This window comes from Eikenella sp. HMSC061C02 (assembly GCF_001809035.1).
Classification (GTDB): Bacteria; Pseudomonadota; Gammaproteobacteria; order Burkholderiales; family Neisseriaceae; genus Eikenella; species Eikenella corrodens.
The window spans coordinates 1-16,598 of sequence record NZ_KV795542.1; the positions used below are offsets into that span (position 1 = coordinate 1).

Genomic DNA, 16,598 nt, shown 5'->3' on the forward strand with positions numbered 1-16,598 from the left:
CTATATTGAGTGATTTTGCTTCCTAAGCCCCAAATTTAATTCACTATATTTCAAATAAGCACTAGCCAGCCACATACTGGCACCATAGCCCAGCGCCCAAAATCCCTCTATACTGCCGCCCGTTTTCCACTCGGAGCAGCCCATGTCCGCCACCGTGTTTTATCTCTTTCTCGGTTTCACCGCCTTTTCCACCCTGCTGCAACTGCTGCTCTCTTTGCGCCAGAGCCGCGCCGTGCTGCTGCACCGAGACCGCGTGCCGCGCGATTTTAAAGCTGTGGTTTCGCTGGAAGAACACCAGAAAGCCGCCGACTACGCGCTGGCCAAACAGCGGTTTTCGCGTTGGCATATTCTGTATGAAACCTTGCTGCTGCTGATGTTTACCCTAGGCGGCGGGCTGAACCTGCTGGCAGAGACGGCCAACCGCCTTGCCGCCTCGCCGTTAACCCAAGGCGTACTGTTGGTAGTGCTGTTTTCGCTGGCCAGCAGCCTGCTGTCCCTGCCCTTCGCGCTCTACCGCAGCTTCCGGCTGGAAGCCGCTTTCGGCTTCAACAACATGACCTTAGGCACTTTTTTTGCCGACCAAATCAAAGGCCTGCTGCTGGGCGCAGCCATCGGCATTCCGCTGTTGTATGCGGTGATTTATCTGATGGGCGCGGCCGGAAATGCGTGGTGGCTGTGGGTGTGGCTGTTGTGGCTCGGTTTCTCGCTGCTGATGCTGTGGGCGTTTCCCAAATGGATTGCCCCGCTGTTCAACCGCTTCGAACCGCTGGCCGATGAAAACTTGCAACAGCGCATCACCAATCTGCTCACGCGCACCGGTTTTGCCAGCAACGGCATTTTCGTGATGGATGGCAGCAAACGCAGCGGCCACGCCAATGCCTATTTCACCGGCCTCGGCCAAAACAAACGCATCGTGTTTTTCGACACCCTGCTCAAAGGCATGCAGCCGCAGGAGGTTGAAGCCGTGTTGGCGCACGAACTGGGGCATTTCAAACACCGCCATATCGTGAAGCAAATCGCCGTGCGTTTCCTGCTCGCACTCTTGGTGCTGTTTGCGCTCGGGCAAATCATCCACTTTGCCGCCGTGTATCACGGTTTGGGCGTGGCCTATCCCAGCCACGCCATGGCGCTGCTGTTGATGATGCTGGTGCTTCCCGTGCTCTCCTTCCCCTTCGCCCCGTTGGGCAGCTTTTCCTCACGCCGCAACGAATTTGAAGCCGACCGTTTCGCCGCCGCGCACACCCATGCCGAAGACCTGATTTCCGCGCTGATCAAACTCTACCGCAGCAATGCCGCCAGCCTGGTAAATGATCGCTGGTATGCCCGCTGGTACGACAGCCATCCCAACGCCCGCGAACGCATCGCTGCCCTGCGGCAGGGCGGGCAGACTGGCTGAAAGCCTAGGCTGCCATAACAAAATAAAGGCTACCTGAAAACGCTGCCTTCACTCAGCAAAAGTTTCAGGTAGCCTTGCCGTATCGGCCTATCAACCCAGGCAACCAGCTGCCTATGCAAACACCCTATCCGTTTTTAATAATTCAGCATCATCTCCGCACCATTCAAACCGGATTACTGCAAACAAAGGCTACCTGATAATCAGGTAGCCTTTGTCATTCCCATCTCACAAGCGTACAATTCACATATTTTTACAGAAGTGCACGGAATCAAACATGATTGCTTGGATGGAAGCCCGCCGCGCCGGTTTGCTTGGCCGCGCCCATTGGGCGAACAATATTGTGGCAGGCATTATTGTGGGCGTGGTAGCGCTGCCGCTTTCCATGGCCTTTGCCATCGCCACCGGCGTGAAACCCGAACAGGGGATTTATACCGCCATCGTGGCCAGCGTGATTGTGGCCGTGGCCGGCGGCTCACGCGTGCAGATTGCCGGCCCCACCGGCGCATTTATCGCCATTCTCTCCGGCATCACCGCTAAATTCGGCTTCGACGGCCTGCAAATTGCCACCCTCCTTGCCGGCATCATACTGTTGTTTATGGGCTTATTCCGCTTCGGCGGCATGATCCGCTTTATCTCCATGCCGGTGATTATGGGTTTTACTGCCGGCATCGGCGTGGTGATTTTTGTGGGGCAGTGGGCGGCATTTTTCGGTCTGCCCAAAGCGGGCGGTGAGCATTTCCACCAACAGCTGTGGTCGCTGCTGCAAAGTCTGCCTCATCTCCACCCCACCACCACCGCACTGGGGCTGTTTTCGCTTGCGCTGCTGTTGTTGATGCCCAAAGTGCCGCTGCTGCGCCGCCTGCCTTCGCCAATGTGGGTGCTGCTGTGCGCCACCGTGCTGCAAAGCCTGTTCCACTTTGAAGGCGTGGCCACCGTCGGCTCGGCCTACGGCGCCATTCCGCGCGCCCTGCCACATTTTTCCCTGCCCAATTTTGCAACAGCCGAAACTGCCAAACTGATTCTGCCTGCCTTCACCATCGCCATGCTCGGCGCGATTGAATCGCTGCTCTCCGCCGTGGTGGCCGACGGCATGGCCGGCACGCACCACAGCGCCAATCAGGAACTGGTAGGCCAAGGGCTGGCCAACATCATCACGCCGTTTTTCGGTGGGTTCGCCGCCACCGGCGCCATCGCCCGCACCGCCACCAACATCCGCCAGGGCGGTAACAGCCCGCTGGCCGGCATCATCCACGCCCTCACTTTGGCACTGATTCTGCTCGTGGCCGCGCCGCTGGCCGCCGATATTCCCTTGGCCGCGCTGGCTGCCATCCTGTTTCAGGTAGCCTGGAACATGAGCGAGCCCAAACGCTGCCTGCACATCCTGCGCCGCGCCCAGCGTGCTGCCTATATTCTGTTTTTCATCACCTTTTCCCTCACCATTTTGGTAGATTTGGTGGTGGCGGTGAACATCGGCGTGATTTTGTCCACCCTGCACTTTATCGGCCAGATGGCCAAAGCGGTGGAAGTGCGCAAGGAAGAACACAGCCGCGATGCCGCCGCCCTGCCGGATAACGTGCTGATGTTTATCGTGAACGGCCCCTTCTTCTTCGGCGCGATGGAAAAATTCGAAACTACGCTGGCCGATATCAACACCCAGCCGCGCGCCGTGGTGTTGCGGATGCGCTGGGTGCCCTATATCGACATCACCGGCATCCTCACCCTAGAACGCGTTATCAGCGGCCTGCAAAAACGCGGTATCCGCGTTATCGTTACCGGCGCCAATGAGCAAGTACGCGCCAGCCTGGAGCGCAGCGGCATCGTTACCCTGCTCGGCAAAGGCAACTTCATCCGCGAATTTGACGACGCTGCCGCCATGCTGCGTGCGGGAAGTAAGGCTGGAGCGGCAAGTTGATGGAATACCAAACAAGCTAGCTGAAAAGCAAAAATTGCTGCTACATTTTCAGCTAGCCTGCCGCACCCCTGTAAGGCTACCTGAAAATAAAGCAACTCCATCATGTTAGCGGCAAAGTCTCAAACCAAATTTGTTCAAATAAAGGCTACCTGAAACTCAAACCCAGTTTTCAGGTAGCCTACCCTTTAGCATCCTCCCATTTTCCTCCTGCCTCACACCCTCGCTAAAAAGGCTACCTGCAACCCGTTTTACCACATAAATTCCTCAGCCAAATACTGCCTGCGCCATCAAGTTATGATACACTTGCGCCTTTCGTTTACGGCCGGTGCGGAAAAACACGCCGGCCAAGTGCAAACTTTTCCGAGCAGGCATCCGCCTATCGGCTTGATTAACACCAAAACAAGGTCTTACGAATGAGCGTAACTATTGAAAAACTGGAAGGTCTCGAACGCAGCCTGCAACTGGAACTGCCCTGGGCAGACATCGAAGCAGCCGTACAAAAACGCCTGCAAGCCACTCAAAAACGTGCCCGTGTAGACGGCTTCCGCCCCGGCAAAGCCCCGCTGCGCATGATTGAATCCATGTATGGCGCGGGCATCCGCGATGAGGTTTTAAACGACAGCCTGCGTCACAAATTCGGCGAAATCGTGGATTCCGAAGACATCCGCCTCGCCGGCCTGCTCGCTTTTGATGCCGTTGAAGCGCAAGACGACGAAAAAGTATTCAAAGTAAACGCCCGTTTCGAAGTGTTCCCCGAAATCACCGTGGGCAGCCTGGCCGACCAGGAAATCGAAAAAGTGGTATGCGAAGTGGGCGAAGCGGAAGTGGAAAAAACCATCGACATCCTGCGTCGTCAGCGTACCCGCTTCAACCGCGTGGAGCGCGAAGCCAAAGACGGCGACCGCGTAATCATCGACTTTGCCGGCACCATCGACGGCATCCCCTTCGAAGGAGGCTCCGCACAAAACTACCCCTTCATTCTCGGCCAAGGCCAGATGCTGCCCGAATTTGAATCCGGCATCCAAGGCATGAAAGAAGGCGAAACCAAAGACGTGAGCGTAAGCTTCCCTGCCGACTACCACGGCAAAGAAGTGGCCGGCAAAACCGCCGTATTTGCCATCACCCTGCGCAACGTAGCCGAAGCTGTGCTGCCGGAAGTGGACGAACAATTCGCCAAAGCTTTGGGCATCCAAGACGGCGACGTAGCCAAAATGCGCGAAGAAGTGAAGAAAAACATCGAACGCGAAGTAAACCGCCGCATAGAAGCGCAAACCAAAGACAACGTAATGAAAGCCCTGCTGGACGTTACCCCCATCGAGTTGCCGAAAACCTTGGTGCGCGAAGAAACTGCCCGTATGGTTGCAAATGCCCGCCAAAACCTGGTGAACCAAGGTATGAAGCCGGAAGATGTAGATTTGGCCGACAGCCTGTTTACCGAACAAGCCGAACGCCGCGTGGCACTGGGCTTGATTTTGGCCGAATTGGTAGGCAAGCACAACCTGCAGCCGACCGACGACCAAGTTAAAGCCGTGGTGCAAACCTTCTCCGAAAGCTACGAAGATCCGCAGGAAGTAATGGATTGGTACTTCGCCGACCGCAGCCGCTTGGAAGGCCCGATTTCTATGGCCGTAGAAGCCAATGTGGTGGATTATGTGTTGGGTCAGGCCAAGGTAAACGAGAAAAAACTGAGCTTCGACGAAGTGATGGGCCAGCAGTAATTCAGGCTACCTGAAACTCGTTGCAAACAAAGCACCAAGGCCGTATCCGCCGAGGTGCTTTTTGCCCAAATTATCCCTTATAAACGCGAGGAAACCCATGAATCCCACAATCGAAAACAACTATCTGGTACCCACCGTTATCGAACAGAGCGGCCGGGGCGAGCGCGCCTTCGATATTTACTCCCGCCTGCTCAAAGAGCGGATTATCTTCCTGGTGGGTCCGGTAAACGACCAAACTGCCAACCTGGTGGTGGCACAGCTGCTGTTTTTGGAAAGCGAAAACCCCGATAAAGATATTTTCCTCTACATCAACAGCCCCGGCGGCTCAGTTTCTGCCGGCATGTCGATCTACGACACCATGAACTTCATCAAGCCCGACGTATCCACCCTGTGCCTCGGCCAAGCCGCCAGCATGGGTGCATTCCTGCTTTCCGCCGGTGCCGAAGGCAAACGCTTCGCCCTGCCCAACAGTCGTGTGATGATTCACCAGCCGCTCATCAGCGGCGGCTTGGGTGGTCAGGCTTCCGACATCGAAATCCATGCCAAAGAGCTGCTCAAACTGAAAGTCAAACTCAACCAGCTCTTGGCCGAACATTGCGGCCGCACGCTGGACGAACTCGAACGCGACACCGACCGCGACAACTTCATGTCGGCCGAAGAAGCCCAAGCCTACGGCCTCATCGACCAAGTATTGTCCAGCCGCAGCGACATCAAATAAAGTTCCGGCTCAATCCATCCTCAAGCCAAATTGACTTTCCGCTACAAGGCATTAAGCCGCAAGCAATACAGAAGTACGAGTTGGCTTGCTATAAAAGGCTACCTGAAAACAAACTGAGTGAACTTTCAGGTAGCCTTTTTGCCGCCCGCATACAGCGCATTCATTGTGGCAATACAAACTCATGCCATAGCAGTTTGCCGACAATTTCACTATAATCAGTAAGCACCCACAACGTGCCGGTATCACTCCCACCCCTCCGCGGGAAACCCATCTCAACAGGAGTTCTGCCATGATTTCCATCCGCCAGCAAAACTACGGCCTCAACGTTGCCCTCTACAACGAATTCACCCTTGAAGACTTCAAAACCCTCGAAGCCGCCATCCTCGAGTGCCTCAAACGCGTGCACCGCCCCGACATCCTCCTAGACCTATCCCTGTTGCGCGACTACACCATCGACATGGCTGCCGAACAACTGCGCTTCCTCAACAACCACGACAACGACTTCGGCCGCATCGCCATCGTTACCAACGACCTCTGGATACGCCTCTCCGCCCATATTTCCAGCCTACTCACTCGCCAGCATCCCAAATATTTCAACGATGCCGCCGAAGCCCAGAAATGGCTACTTGCCGACGGCAGCCGCTAACACCATGAGCCAGCCACAAACCCCGCTGCGCGCCCTCCTGCTGCACGGCATCCATATGCACGCCTGGGTGATGCTCCCGCTTGCCTGGCAACTGCGCCGCCATAATATCCACAGCCGCTGCTTCGGCTACTACAGCATCGCCCAAACCCTGCCCCAACACAGCCGCCGTCTCGCCGAAGCCGTCCGCCGCCACTACCAACAACACCAAGAACCGCTGCACTTCATCTGCCACAGCCTCGGCGGCCTCGTGTTACGCCGTTTCGCCGCCGACTACCCCGAACTGGTACGCGGCCGCAGCGTTACTCTCGCCACCCCGCATCTCGGCAGCGAAACCGCCAACCGGCTGCACCGTTACGCCCCTGCACTTATCGGTGGTGCCTACCAGAACGGCCTAGACGGCAATCTCCCGCCCTGGCCGCCCCAGCTCGAACTCGGCTGCATCGCCGGCAACCACCATCTAGGCGTCGGCCAAATCGTCGGCTTGCAAGGCGAAGGCGACGGCACCGTCCTCCTCTCCGAAACCCGCCCCGCCAACTGCCGCGACTACCTCGTCCTCCCCGTCAACCACTCCGCCATGCTCACCGACCCCGCCGTTGCCCGGCAAACTGCCCACTTCCTGCGCCACGGCCGGTTTGAACATAGTGCCGAGGAACACAACAATACTTGAACCCCCACCAGCCACACCACACAACCTAATCAGGCTACCTGAAAAACCAAAACCCGCTGTTCTCTTATCCAGAACAACGGGTTTCTACTTTTCAGGTAGCCTTTTCAGCCAACCACTAGCACAAGGTTATTGTGCTTTCCAACGAGCTTGTGATTCGCGGATAACGGCTTTGGCTTCTTCAATGTCGCCCCAGTGGCCAACTTTGGTGCTGCCGGGTTTTTTCAGGTCTTTGTAGTGGTTGAAGTGGAATTCGATTTGCTTGATCAGCTGCGGCGGCAAATCGGCCAAGGTCTTGATGGCATTGCCGTTGTGGCGGTCGTCGGCAGGCACTACCACTACTTTGTCGTCCACTTCGCCGTCATCTACAAATTTCATCACACCAATCACTCTAGCTTCCATGTAGATGCCGGTGGGCAGCGGCAGATCGGTAATAATCAGGGCGTCGAGTTCGTCGCCGTCTTCATCGAGGGTTTGCGGGATGAAGCCGTAGTTGGTGGGTTTGGCGAAAATCTGCGGCTCGATGCGGTCGAGTTTCATTGCGCCGATTTTGCGGTCCCATTCGATTTTCTGGTTGGAACCTTGCGGAATTTCCACCACTACATTGATGATGCCGCCGTCTACATCGCCGGCGTCGAGAATTTTATTGAAGTCTGCCATGTTTTTTCCTTCTGTGCTTGAACGGTTTGAAAGGTCTGATTATAGCGGCCATCGCTGGCATAATCTATATATAGCCGTTCTAAACGGGCAATAATCCCACCTTAGCCTGCTTCGCTGTAACACATGCACCATTCAGGCAAAGGCTACCTGAAAGCAAAACTTCAACGAATCAAAATGTAGCGCGAGTTTCTGCGCCGCTCAAATTTTTCAGGTAGCCTTTGGGCTGGGTATAAACTTCATTGCCGAATGCTTTGCCGCCTACTGATTGCCGCCATTCAAATGCCTTTTGCGTCGTAGGTTTGCCCGATTTAACCGCCGCAATGCTGGCATAAGAAGGAGTGCTGCTTTACAATTCGCTCATTCGGCCTGCAAGCAGCTACTACAAAGGATTTCACGATGGCAAAAAAATATTTCGGCACGGACGGTGTGCGCGGCGAAGTGGGCAAATTTCCGATTACGCCCGATTTCGTATTGAAGCTGGCCTATGCCGCCGGCCAAGTGCTGACCCAGCACGACGATGAAATCAAACCCACCGTGCTCATCGGCAAAGACACCCGCATCTCCGGCTATATGCTGGAAACCGCGCTGGTAGCCGGTTTCACCGCTGCCGGCGTGAATGTTATCCAAACCGGCCCGCTGCCCACCCCCGGCGTGGCCTATCTGACCCGCGCGCTGCGCCTCTCTGCCGGCGTGATGATTTCCGCCTCCCACAACCACTATGCCGATAACGGCATCAAATTCTTCACTGAAGACGGCATGAAGCTGTCTGATGAAATCGAGCAGGAAATCGAGCAGCAGCTGGAGCAGGAAATGCACACCGTTTCCTCCGACCACCTCGGCCGTGCCAAACGTGTGAGCGGTGCAGACGACCGCTACATCGAATTTTGCAAATCCCCCTTCCCTGCCAATATGGATTTACGCGGGCTGAAGCTGGTGGTGGACACCGCCAACGGCGCCGGTTATCACGTGGCGCCCAAAGTGTTCCACGAGCTGGGGGCAGACGTGATCGAAATCGGCAATCAACCCAACGGTTTTAATATCAACCATAAATGCGGCGCCACCTACACCAAAACCCTGCAAGCCGCCGTGCTGCAAAACGAAGCCGACTACGGCATTGCGCTCGATGGCGACGGCGACCGCCTGATGATGGTGGACAAACAAGGCAAAGTGTACGACGGCGATTCGCTGATTTATGTGATTGCCCGCGCCCGCCATAAAGCCGGTTCGCTGGTTGGCGGCGTAGTCGGCACGGTGATGACCAATATGGCGATGGAGTTGGCCTTGGCGCAGCTCAAGATCGAATTCTGCCGCGCCAAAGTGGGCGACCGCTATGTGCTGGAACAGCTGCACCAACACGGCTGGCAGCTGGGCGGCGAAGCCAGCGGCCACATTCTCTGCCTCGACAAACACAACACCGGCGACGGTACCATTGCCGCACTGCAAGTGCTGGCCGCGCTGCAAACGCTGGATCAGGATTTGGCCGCCGCTGTAGATTGGCTACCCTTCCCGCAAACCATGATTAACGTGCGCATCAGCAAAGGGCAGGATTGGCAAACTGCCTCCGCCGCCGAGCTGCAGGCCGTGGAAGCCGAATTGGCCGGGCACGGCCGCGTGGTATTGCGCGCCTCCGGCACCGAGCCCGTGGTGCGCGTGATGGTGGAAGCACGCGACACCAAGCTTGCGCAACGCTGCGCCGAACGCATTGCCGACAGCATCCGTCAAAAATAACAGCAACTCACAGGAACACCCACAACCATGCTGGACATTCTAGAAGCCCTGTTCACCCAATACGGCTATGCCGCCGTATTCGTGGTGTTGGTTGCCTGCGGTTTCGGCATTCCCATTCCCGAAGACATCACCCTGATTGCCGGCGGCGTGATTTCCGGCCTCGGCCACAGCAACGCGCACATCATGGTGGTGGTGGGCATGATCGGCGTGCTCACCGGCGACGGCATGATGTTCCTGCTCGGCCACTTCTACGGCGACCGCATCCTCAAAGCCCGCTTCGTCAAACGCCTGATGCCGCCGCAACGTTACCTGCAAGTGCAGGAAAAGTTTGACAAACACGGCAGCTGGGTATTATTCGTGGCCCGTTTCCTGCCCGGCCTGCGCACCCCCATTTTCATCACCGCCGGGATGAGCGGCCGAATCTCGTTTTGGCGCTGGCTGATTATGGACGGCCTCGCCTCCCTGATTTCCGTGCCCGCCTGGGTGTATCTCGGCCACTACGGCGCCGCGAACAAAGACTGGCTGCTCATGAAAGCCCACCAGTTCCAGCACATCCTTTATGTGCTTATCGGCATCGGCGCACTGGTGCTGTTCTCCTTCTGGCAGCGCAAACGCCGCCGCAGCCAATTTTTCCACGCCAAACTGCAGGAAATGCGCCAAAAACGGCAGGCCGAACGCAGCAAACAGCAAAATCAATCTGCCGAATAAGGCTGCACCGCAATCTTGTTTTCAGGTAGCCTTTTATTCATAGAGGCTACCTGAAAACATATAAACCATTAGACTTCTGCCCGCCACCAGCCTACCCCTCAAGGCTACCTGAAACATGAAACTCACCCGCCGCCAACTGCTCGGCAGTGCCGCCGCCCTCACCGCCGCAGCCGCCGCCTCCCGCCTAGGCCATCAATACCTCCACCGCCTGCCTCCCGTGCGCATTCACCGCATCGGCCTGCCTTTCGGCCACGAGCTGCGCAACGGCCAAGTTTCCCTTACCCCCCAATCCGAACACCGCTGCCACACCCTCATCCTCGGCAGCGGCGCTGCCGCCCTCTCCGCCGCCTGGCACCTGGCCAAACACGGCCAACGCAACTTCCTTCTCGCCGAAGGCATCGAGCGCAATGGCAACAATGCCGCCTATGTTTCAGGTAGCCTCTCCGCCCCCTCCGGCGCACACTATTTAGCCCTGCCCTCACAGGAAAGCGTGTATGTGCGCCAACTCTTATCCGACCTCGGCATCCTGCTCGACGGCATCGACCGGCCCGAGCCCCTGTATCGCGAAACCGATTTGGTTTATGCCCCCGCCGAGCGCCTGTATTACCAAAACCGCTGGCAAGATTCCCTGCTGCCGCAAGAAGATACCGACAGCCGCCGCTTCCACGCCCTCATCGAAACCCTGCGCCGCGCCCACGGCCGCGACGGGCGCAAAATCTTCGCCATCCCCATTGCCCATTCCTCCGCCGACGAAGAATGGCGCCGCCTCGACCAAACCACCTTCGCCGCCTGGCTCGAAAAAGAAAACTACCGCTCCCCCAGCCTGCTCTGGTATCTCGACTACTGCTGCCGCGACGACTACGGCCAAGGCATCGCCCAAGTATCCGCCTTCGCCGGCCTGCACTACTTCGCCGCCCGCGGCCACACCAACGAAGCCGTGCTCACCTGGCCCGAAGGCCTCGCCCACCTTTCCGAAGCCATCCGCCGCCATATCCGCCTGCAAAATATCGACAGGCTACCTGAAACCACCGAACTCACCTTTGCCCAGCCCACCGCCATCAACGCCTCCGCCCTGCAAATTAGCGAAACCGATGAAGACGTCGCCGTTATCCTGCGCCACAACCAAAGCGGCCACACCGCCCTCATCCGCGCCCAAAACGTTATCTGCGCCATGCCTCTGATGATTGCCGCCCGCATCATCGCCCAGCCCCAACACTACGGCTTCTCGCTCAACCTGCCTGCCTACGCCCCCTGGCTGGTGAGCAATTTCGTGCTCAACGGCTTCCCCCGCGAAGCACAGCGCAGCGAATTGGCGTGGGACAACGTAGTGCACGGCACGCAAGGCCTCGGCTACGTTGTATCCACCAACCAGCTCATCCGCACCGCCAAACCCGAACACACCATCTTTACAGCCTACACCGCCCTCAACCACGACAGCCCGCAAAACATCCGCCGCTGGCTGCTTAAAGCGGGCGAAGAAGAGCTGCTCGCCCACGCCGCCCAAGACCTCATCCAAGCCTACGGCCCAAGCTTCTGGCACCAGGTCGCCTCCGTAGACATCAGCATCCGCGGCCACGGCATGAGCTCCCCCGCCCCCGGCTACCTCACCCAACCAACCCTACTCCAACTGCGCCAGCACCACTCCCGCCTCACCTTCGCCCACAGCGACCTGAGCAGCTACTCCGTGATGGAGGAAGCCGTTTACTGGGGCGTGGAAGCCGCTAAGAAAATCCTGCATCCCTCAGCCCGAACATAACCAAAGGCTAACTGAACCCCGTTTGACGGTTTCAGCTAGCCTTTTCGATATGCTCACAAACAGATATAACAACTGCCCCTACAACATTTCAGGTAGCCTGTAACGCGAGAGGCTACCTGAAACATAAGATGGTGAAACTAAACGGCAGTATTGCCCTATCAGCGTTTGATTGAATGCTTGAAGCAGGCTTGCATAGAAAAGGCTACCTGAAAACAAAACTGAAGTTTTCAGGTAGCCTTCTTTTTTACGGCCAATCTACCCACGCGCCTGCCGGATAAAGTCTGCCATCAAGTCGCGGCTCTTGATGCCGGGTGCCTGCTCCACCCCGCTGGACACATCCACCCAAGCCGCACCGGTTTGCCGCACGGCAGCGGCTACATTGCCCGGGTTCAGCCCGCCCGACAAAATCCACGGCAGCGGCATGGTTGCGGGCAACAAGCGCCAATCGAACACCTGCCCCGTGCCGCCGTATTGGCCTTCAATATGCGCATCCAGCAACAGGGCGGCGGCATCGGCATAGCGCTCGGCCGCCTCGGCAATATCCTGCGCCGACTGCACCCGCACGGCTTTCCAATAGGGCTTGCCAAACTGGCGGCAAAATTCGGGCGCTTCGTCGCCGTGGAACTGCAAAACATCAATCGGCACTGCGCCCAGAATCCGGCGAATCTGCTCGGCCGATTCGTTCACAAACAGCGCCACTTTAGCCACCTCCGGCGGCAGTGTGGCAACAATTTCAGCGGCCTGCGCAGCATCTACGCAACGTTTGCTTTTGGCATAAAACACCAAGCCGACCGCATCCGCACCCAATTCGGCAGCGGCCTGCGCGTCTCGCGGCCGGGTGAGGCCGCAGATTTTGATTTTAGGCATTGGATTTCCTTTCAGCTATAGGTGGGCAATATTTTTCAGGTAGCCTCTTATCAGGAATCAACTCAATAATTTTATTGAGACTTATATTTTTCAGGTAGCCTTGGCATTTTGCAGCACCGCCAGCAATTTGGCCTCATCCAAATGCCAATGGCAGATTTCCTCGCCTTCATGCAGCAACACCGGAACAAGCTCGTTATACCGCGCTTCCAGCTCCGGATCTTCATCTACATCAAATATCTGCAGTTCAAAACCATACTCTGCCTGATACGGCTGCAGGGCGGCACGCATCTGGTGGCACAGGCTGCAATACTCACGAAACATTAAAGTTAAAACCATCTGATTCTCCTCACCAATCGGGAAACAGCCAAGCGGGCGGCGGCGGCGTGGCCACGCCGAATTGCGATGGGTAGTCGATGCCGGTGAGATACAACCCGTCTGGCATAAAAGTGGGCGGTGCGAGCTTGCGGCTGCGGGCGGCCAGCAGCCCGGCAAAACCGTCCACACTCAACTTACCGCAGCCCACATACACCAGTGCGCCCATCAGGTTGCGCACCATGTGGTGCAAAAACGCGTTGCCGTGAAAATCCACCGCCATCAATTCCGGCGTACCGCACAAAGCCACACGATACAAGGTTTTCACCGGCGATTTGGCCTGGCATTCCGCGGCGCGGAAGCTGGAAAAATCGTGCTCGCCCACCAAGAGCGCGGCAGCTTGGCGCATGGCGGCCATATCCAAGGCATAATGCGTCCACCCGGCACGCCCCACCAGCAGCGGCGAACGCACCGGCGCCGACTGCAACAGATAACGATAACGCCGCCCGCAAGCATCAAAACGGGCATGAAACTCCGGCGCCACATCCTGCACCCGCCACACGGCCACGCCCTCGGGCAATAGCGCGTTCACGCCGCGCACCCAGGCCTGATCCGGCCGCCGCGCGGCAGAATCGAAATGCACCACCTGCGCGGTGGCGTGCACGCCGGTATCGGTGCGCCCGGCCGTTACCACGCTGATGCGTTCCTGCGCCAATTCGCTCAAAGCAACTTCCAAGGCACTTTGCACGGTGGCAATGCCGTCTGCCTGCTTCTGCCAGCCGAAAAAACGGCTGCCGTCATAACTGACGAATAAGGCACGGCGTTTGATGGGAGATGGATTCATGTTTTTTCAAATTAATTGGTTTTATAGTGGCTTAAAACCTAAGAATGAGCCAAGGTAGCGAGCCGCAGATCGTAACGATAGTGCAGCAAAGCAAGCCAAGGCAGCAGCATTCTTAATTGTAGTTCACTATAGCTTCGTTGCAGCCATGTTTTCAGGTAACCTGCATATTGGGAAAGGCTACCTGAAAATCAGATACCGGTATAACTGGGCTAGTCAGCATGCTTACGCCAGCGGAGTGTTTGTGTACGGCAGTTTTACGCCTGCCATCTGACTGATCACTGTGAGCCGAAGCCAGCCTACTCTTTTCAGGTAGCCACGATATTGCTTGAGAAGGCTACCTGAAAACGGAAATAACGTTGGCAAACAACTGCCCGTATAGAAAAACCCGGGCGGAACTGCCCGGGTTGCTGTGGCTAGTTGGATTACTGGCCGATGTCGTTCAACAATTGCTGTGCCTCAACCTGAATGCTGCTGCCTTCTGATTCGTTAATCAGTTCCATCAGGGTCTGACGGGCAGTGTTAGCATCGTCGATTTCCAGATACATTTTAGCCAGTTCCAATTTGGCTTCCAGCGCCTCTTTCGGCAGCGGACCAGCGCTAACCGGCTCAGTATAGGCCGAAGCAGGCTGGCTAACTTCCACCGGCGCGGCTTGAGCCGGGGCAGCCGGTGTGCTGTCAAAGTCCAAATCAAAATCCATCACATTGGATGCGGCAGCAGGGGCAGCGGCTTCTTCAGCTACGCTGCTTACGCTTTCAGTCTCCAAGCTCGGAGCTTCGAAGGCAATGGTGTTGTCCATTTCCGGCACTGCCGGCTGGGCAGGCTCGGCCACTTCAACGGCAGCCGGGGCTTCTGCTTGGAAGGTTTGGGCAACCGGAGTTTCATCCAATACCCAATCTAACTCTTCCGGAGCAACCGGCGCGGCCTGAGGCTCAAGCGCGGGCTGGGCAGGGGCTTGAGCCGGAGCAGCCGGCTCTTCAACAGCAAAGTCCAGCCATTCGTCATCCGAAGCAACAGGTTCGGCAGCAGCAGGAGCAGCCGGGGCAACTGGTGCGGCGGCGGGCTGTTCGGATTCTTCCAACCAGCTCCAATCATCGGCTGCAGCCTGCTGGGCGGCAGCTTCCGTGCTGGGAGTGCTGCCCAGCTGCTGCTGTTCGTCCAAGTGGCTCAAATCCAAGCCCAAATCCTGTTCGCTCACCGCTGCAGGTTGTGCTGCGGCAGGAGCAGCCGGCTGGCTAACCGGTGCAGCGGCAGCGGGAGCAGCCGGAGTGGCGGAAAGGCTATCGGAATGGTCGGTTACGCTTTCAAAATAGAGACCATCATCGTCGTCATCCGCATGATCATCACCACGGGCGGGAGCAGCGGTCTTACGGCGGCGGTTCATCAAGAGATAAGCCAAACCACCCAAGGCCAGCAGGCCACCACCACCGTAGAGGGCCATCTGAGTGATGTCCATGCCCTCTTCTTCCATCGGCGGAGTTTCTACCACTGGCGGGGCAACCTCAACCGGAGGTGTTTCTACCACCGGCTCAGACACCATCATATCGGAAGCCTGCTCCGGCAAGCTGGCACCCATATCGGGCAGCGCGGCAGAAGCCGGCGTTTCAGGAGCCACGTCGCTAACCATAGGCGGAACGGCAGGCTGCTCTTGAGGCGGCTGCTGAACCGGTGGTTGGGCTGGCTGTTGTGGCTGAGGTTGCGCCTGATCAACAGGCGGTGCGGGGGGAGCAGGAGGCGTAACCGGCGGGGTCGGTTGGGTTTCCACTGTTGGCTGTTGGCGTGCCGGAACTGTATCGGCTGCCGGGCGCTCTTCCTGTGCACGGGTGCTTACGCGGCGCGGCGGATTGTGTGCCAAGCGGCGCAGGGTATCGCCATCAGGGATGGTAAGGGTGGCGCCACGATACATTAAATCAGGGTTACCATTGCGGAAAGCACGCGGGTTGGCAGCCACCAAAGCATTGATGGTTTGACGCAAAGTCATGCCCGAGGGTTTAACACGCTGTGCAATATCCACCAGCAATTCGCCGTCTTTAATCTGATAGCTTTCTCCAGTAATCTGCACCGGTGCTTCGCGGCGATCAGTAGCGCGGCGGTGCCGTCTAGATTCAGCAGAATGGCGACGACTCGGTTCAGCCTCAACACGGCGCTCACGGCGCGAACGGGAGCTGTCGGGAGCAGACTGATAATCACGGGGATCCAACATGGCGGTATATTGGTGGTTTTGATTGCCCACACCCAGCCAGAATGTCATCACTGGCTCTTTAATCGGCGCATTAGAACGCAAGTGGATAACGGCACGGTCGCCGCTACGGCGAGATACCGTGGCTTGCAGATTAGCACCGTTGACGGTGGGCTTGGCTGAAGCCAAAGCGCGCGCTTCATCGCCTGTTACCACCACCGTGGCGGAAAACGGCTCGTTCAAGCGCGACTGAACCTGCAAACCGCCCAAAGCGGCATGAGCACCGACAGAGGCTACCAAACCCAGGGAAGCCGCGATCAGCTTCATTTTATACTGCTTACAAAACATCAAATCCCCCTTACAACCTAAAGTCATGCACAGCTAACCTTCTGAACCAACAGAAAAATACAGAGCCAAGTAAGCAAAATTTCAGCCTGAAAGCGGCAGTTGTGCAACGGATTAAAATCTCTAAACCTAGGTATCATATCGTTT

General features: G+C 57.2%; 14 protein-coding genes. 9 read left to right on the forward strand and 5 right to left on the reverse strand.

What is annotated here, in order from left to right:
• Window positions 1-142 precede the first annotated feature (142 nt).
• The 6 genes from HMPREF2541_RS04895 to HMPREF2541_RS04920 all read left to right on the forward strand — a co-directional run bounded on the left by HMPREF2541_RS04895 (window position 143) and on the right by HMPREF2541_RS04920 (window position 7,057).
• The gene (locus tag HMPREF2541_RS04895) at window positions 143-1,396 is read left to right on the forward strand and encodes a M48 family metallopeptidase (protein WP_070542004.1); all 1,254 of its coding nucleotides are present in this window, start codon (window positions 143-145) and stop codon (window positions 1,394-1,396) included.
• 274 nt (window positions 1,397-1,670) lie between these two features.
• Window positions 1,671-3,308, forward strand: a complete 1,638-nt coding sequence (locus HMPREF2541_RS04900; protein ID WP_003824329.1) for a SulP family inorganic anion transporter — start codon at window positions 1,671-1,673, stop codon at window positions 3,306-3,308.
• A 413-nt stretch (window positions 3,309-3,721) separates the two neighbouring features.
• Window positions 3,722-5,026, forward strand: coding sequence for a trigger factor (tig, locus tag HMPREF2541_RS04905; RefSeq protein ID WP_003824328.1), 1,305 nt, complete (start codon window positions 3,722-3,724; stop codon window positions 5,024-5,026).
• A gap of 97 nt (window positions 5,027-5,123) precedes the next feature.
• On the forward strand, window positions 5,124-5,744 hold the full coding sequence (clpP, locus tag HMPREF2541_RS04910) for an ATP-dependent Clp endopeptidase proteolytic subunit ClpP (RefSeq protein WP_003824327.1): 621 nt from the start codon (window positions 5,124-5,126) through the stop codon (window positions 5,742-5,744).
• A gap of 289 nt (window positions 5,745-6,033) precedes the next feature.
• A complete protein-coding gene (locus HMPREF2541_RS04915; protein ID WP_049257823.1) occupies window positions 6,034-6,390 on the forward strand; it encodes a SpoIIAA family protein in 357 nt (118 codons plus the stop codon).
• Window positions 6,391-6,394: 4 nt separating this feature from the next.
• Window positions 6,395-7,057: an alpha/beta hydrolase gene (locus tag HMPREF2541_RS04920; RefSeq protein WP_003824324.1), complete on the forward strand. Its 663-nt coding sequence runs from the start codon at window positions 6,395-6,397 to the stop codon at window positions 7,055-7,057.
• 126 nt (window positions 7,058-7,183) lie between these two features.
• On the opposite strand, the gene HMPREF2541_RS04925 is transcribed toward HMPREF2541_RS04920, so the two are convergent.
• Complete coding sequence (locus HMPREF2541_RS04925; protein ID WP_003824323.1) at window positions 7,184-7,714, reverse strand: inorganic diphosphatase; 531 nt, start codon at window positions 7,712-7,714, stop codon at window positions 7,184-7,186.
• A 396-nt stretch (window positions 7,715-8,110) separates the two neighbouring features.
• On the opposite strand from HMPREF2541_RS04925, the gene glmM reads away from it, so the two are divergent.
• The 3 genes from glmM to HMPREF2541_RS04940 all read left to right on the forward strand — a co-directional run bounded on the left by glmM (window position 8,111) and on the right by HMPREF2541_RS04940 (window position 11,906).
• The gene (glmM, locus tag HMPREF2541_RS04930) at window positions 8,111-9,442 is read left to right on the forward strand and encodes a phosphoglucosamine mutase (RefSeq protein WP_070542007.1); all 1,332 of its coding nucleotides are present in this window, start codon (window positions 8,111-8,113) and stop codon (window positions 9,440-9,442) included.
• Window positions 9,443-9,469: 27 nt separating this feature from the next.
• The gene (locus HMPREF2541_RS04935; RefSeq protein WP_003824320.1) at window positions 9,470-10,150 is read left to right on the forward strand and encodes a DedA family protein; all 681 of its coding nucleotides are present in this window, start codon (window positions 9,470-9,472) and stop codon (window positions 10,148-10,150) included.
• Between the two features lie 115 nt (window positions 10,151-10,265).
• A complete protein-coding gene (locus HMPREF2541_RS04940; RefSeq protein ID WP_070542010.1) occupies window positions 10,266-11,906 on the forward strand; it encodes an FAD-dependent oxidoreductase in 1,641 nt (546 codons plus the stop codon).
• A gap of 255 nt (window positions 11,907-12,161) precedes the next feature.
• On the opposite strand, the gene HMPREF2541_RS04945 is transcribed toward HMPREF2541_RS04940, so the two are convergent.
• The 4 genes from HMPREF2541_RS04945 to HMPREF2541_RS04960 all read right to left on the reverse strand — a co-directional run bounded on the left by HMPREF2541_RS04945 (window position 12,162) and on the right by HMPREF2541_RS04960 (window position 16,433).
• Window positions 12,162-12,773 (reverse strand): phosphoribosylanthranilate isomerase, encoded by a 612-nt coding sequence (locus HMPREF2541_RS04945; protein WP_003824312.1) that lies wholly within the window; start codon window positions 12,771-12,773, stop codon window positions 12,162-12,164.
• 90 nt (window positions 12,774-12,863) lie between these two features.
• Window positions 12,864-13,109, reverse strand: coding sequence for a glutaredoxin family protein (locus HMPREF2541_RS04950; protein WP_003824311.1), 246 nt, complete (start codon window positions 13,107-13,109; stop codon window positions 12,864-12,866).
• A gap of 10 nt (window positions 13,110-13,119) precedes the next feature.
• The gene (gene truA / locus HMPREF2541_RS04955) at window positions 13,120-13,929 is read right to left on the reverse strand and encodes a tRNA pseudouridine(38-40) synthase TruA (protein ID WP_070542013.1); all 810 of its coding nucleotides are present in this window, start codon (window positions 13,927-13,929) and stop codon (window positions 13,120-13,122) included.
• Between the two features lie 422 nt (window positions 13,930-14,351).
• Entirely contained in the window at window positions 14,352-16,433 is a 2,082-nt protein-coding gene (locus tag HMPREF2541_RS04960) for a FimV/HubP family polar landmark protein (protein WP_070542016.1), read from the reverse strand.
• Between the last annotated feature and the right edge of the window lie 165 nt (window positions 16,434-16,598).

Bases quoted from the DNA above. Each gene is read 5' to 3' on its own strand.
- tig (WP_003824328.1), top strand. From the start codon at position 3,722: ATGAGCGTAACTATTGAAAAACTGGAAGGTCTCGAACGCAGCCTGCAA.
- glmM (WP_070542007.1), top strand. From the start codon at position 8,111: ATGGCAAAAAAATATTTCGGCACGGACGGTGTGCGCGGCGAAGTGGGC.
- truA (WP_070542013.1), bottom strand. From the start codon at position 13,929: ATGAATCCATCTCCCATCAAACGCCGTGCCTTATTCGTCAGTTATGAC.
- HMPREF2541_RS04950 (WP_003824311.1), bottom strand. From the start codon at position 13,109: ATGGTTTTAACTTTAATGTTTCGTGAGTATTGCAGCCTGTGCCACCAG.
- HMPREF2541_RS04945 (WP_003824312.1), bottom strand. From the start codon at position 12,773: ATGCCTAAAATCAAAATCTGCGGCCTCACCCGGCCGCGAGACGCGCAG.
- HMPREF2541_RS04900 (WP_003824329.1), top strand. From the start codon at position 1,671: ATGATTGCTTGGATGGAAGCCCGCCGCGCCGGTTTGCTTGGCCGCGCC.
- HMPREF2541_RS04925 (WP_003824323.1), bottom strand. From the start codon at position 7,714: ATGGCAGACTTCAATAAAATTCTCGACGCCGGCGATGTAGACGGCGGC.
- HMPREF2541_RS04915 (WP_049257823.1), top strand. From the start codon at position 6,034: ATGATTTCCATCCGCCAGCAAAACTACGGCCTCAACGTTGCCCTCTAC.
- clpP (WP_003824327.1), top strand. From the start codon at position 5,124: ATGAATCCCACAATCGAAAACAACTATCTGGTACCCACCGTTATCGAA.
- HMPREF2541_RS04895 (WP_070542004.1), top strand. From the start codon at position 143: ATGTCCGCCACCGTGTTTTATCTCTTTCTCGGTTTCACCGCCTTTTCC.
- HMPREF2541_RS04935 (WP_003824320.1), top strand. From the start codon at position 9,470: ATGCTGGACATTCTAGAAGCCCTGTTCACCCAATACGGCTATGCCGCC.
- HMPREF2541_RS04920 (WP_003824324.1), top strand. From the start codon at position 6,395: ATGAGCCAGCCACAAACCCCGCTGCGCGCCCTCCTGCTGCACGGCATC.
- HMPREF2541_RS04960 (WP_070542016.1), bottom strand. From the start codon at position 16,433: ATGAAGCTGATCGCGGCTTCCCTGGGTTTGGTAGCCTCTGTCGGTGCT.
- HMPREF2541_RS04940 (WP_070542010.1), top strand. From the start codon at position 10,266: ATGAAACTCACCCGCCGCCAACTGCTCGGCAGTGCCGCCGCCCTCACC.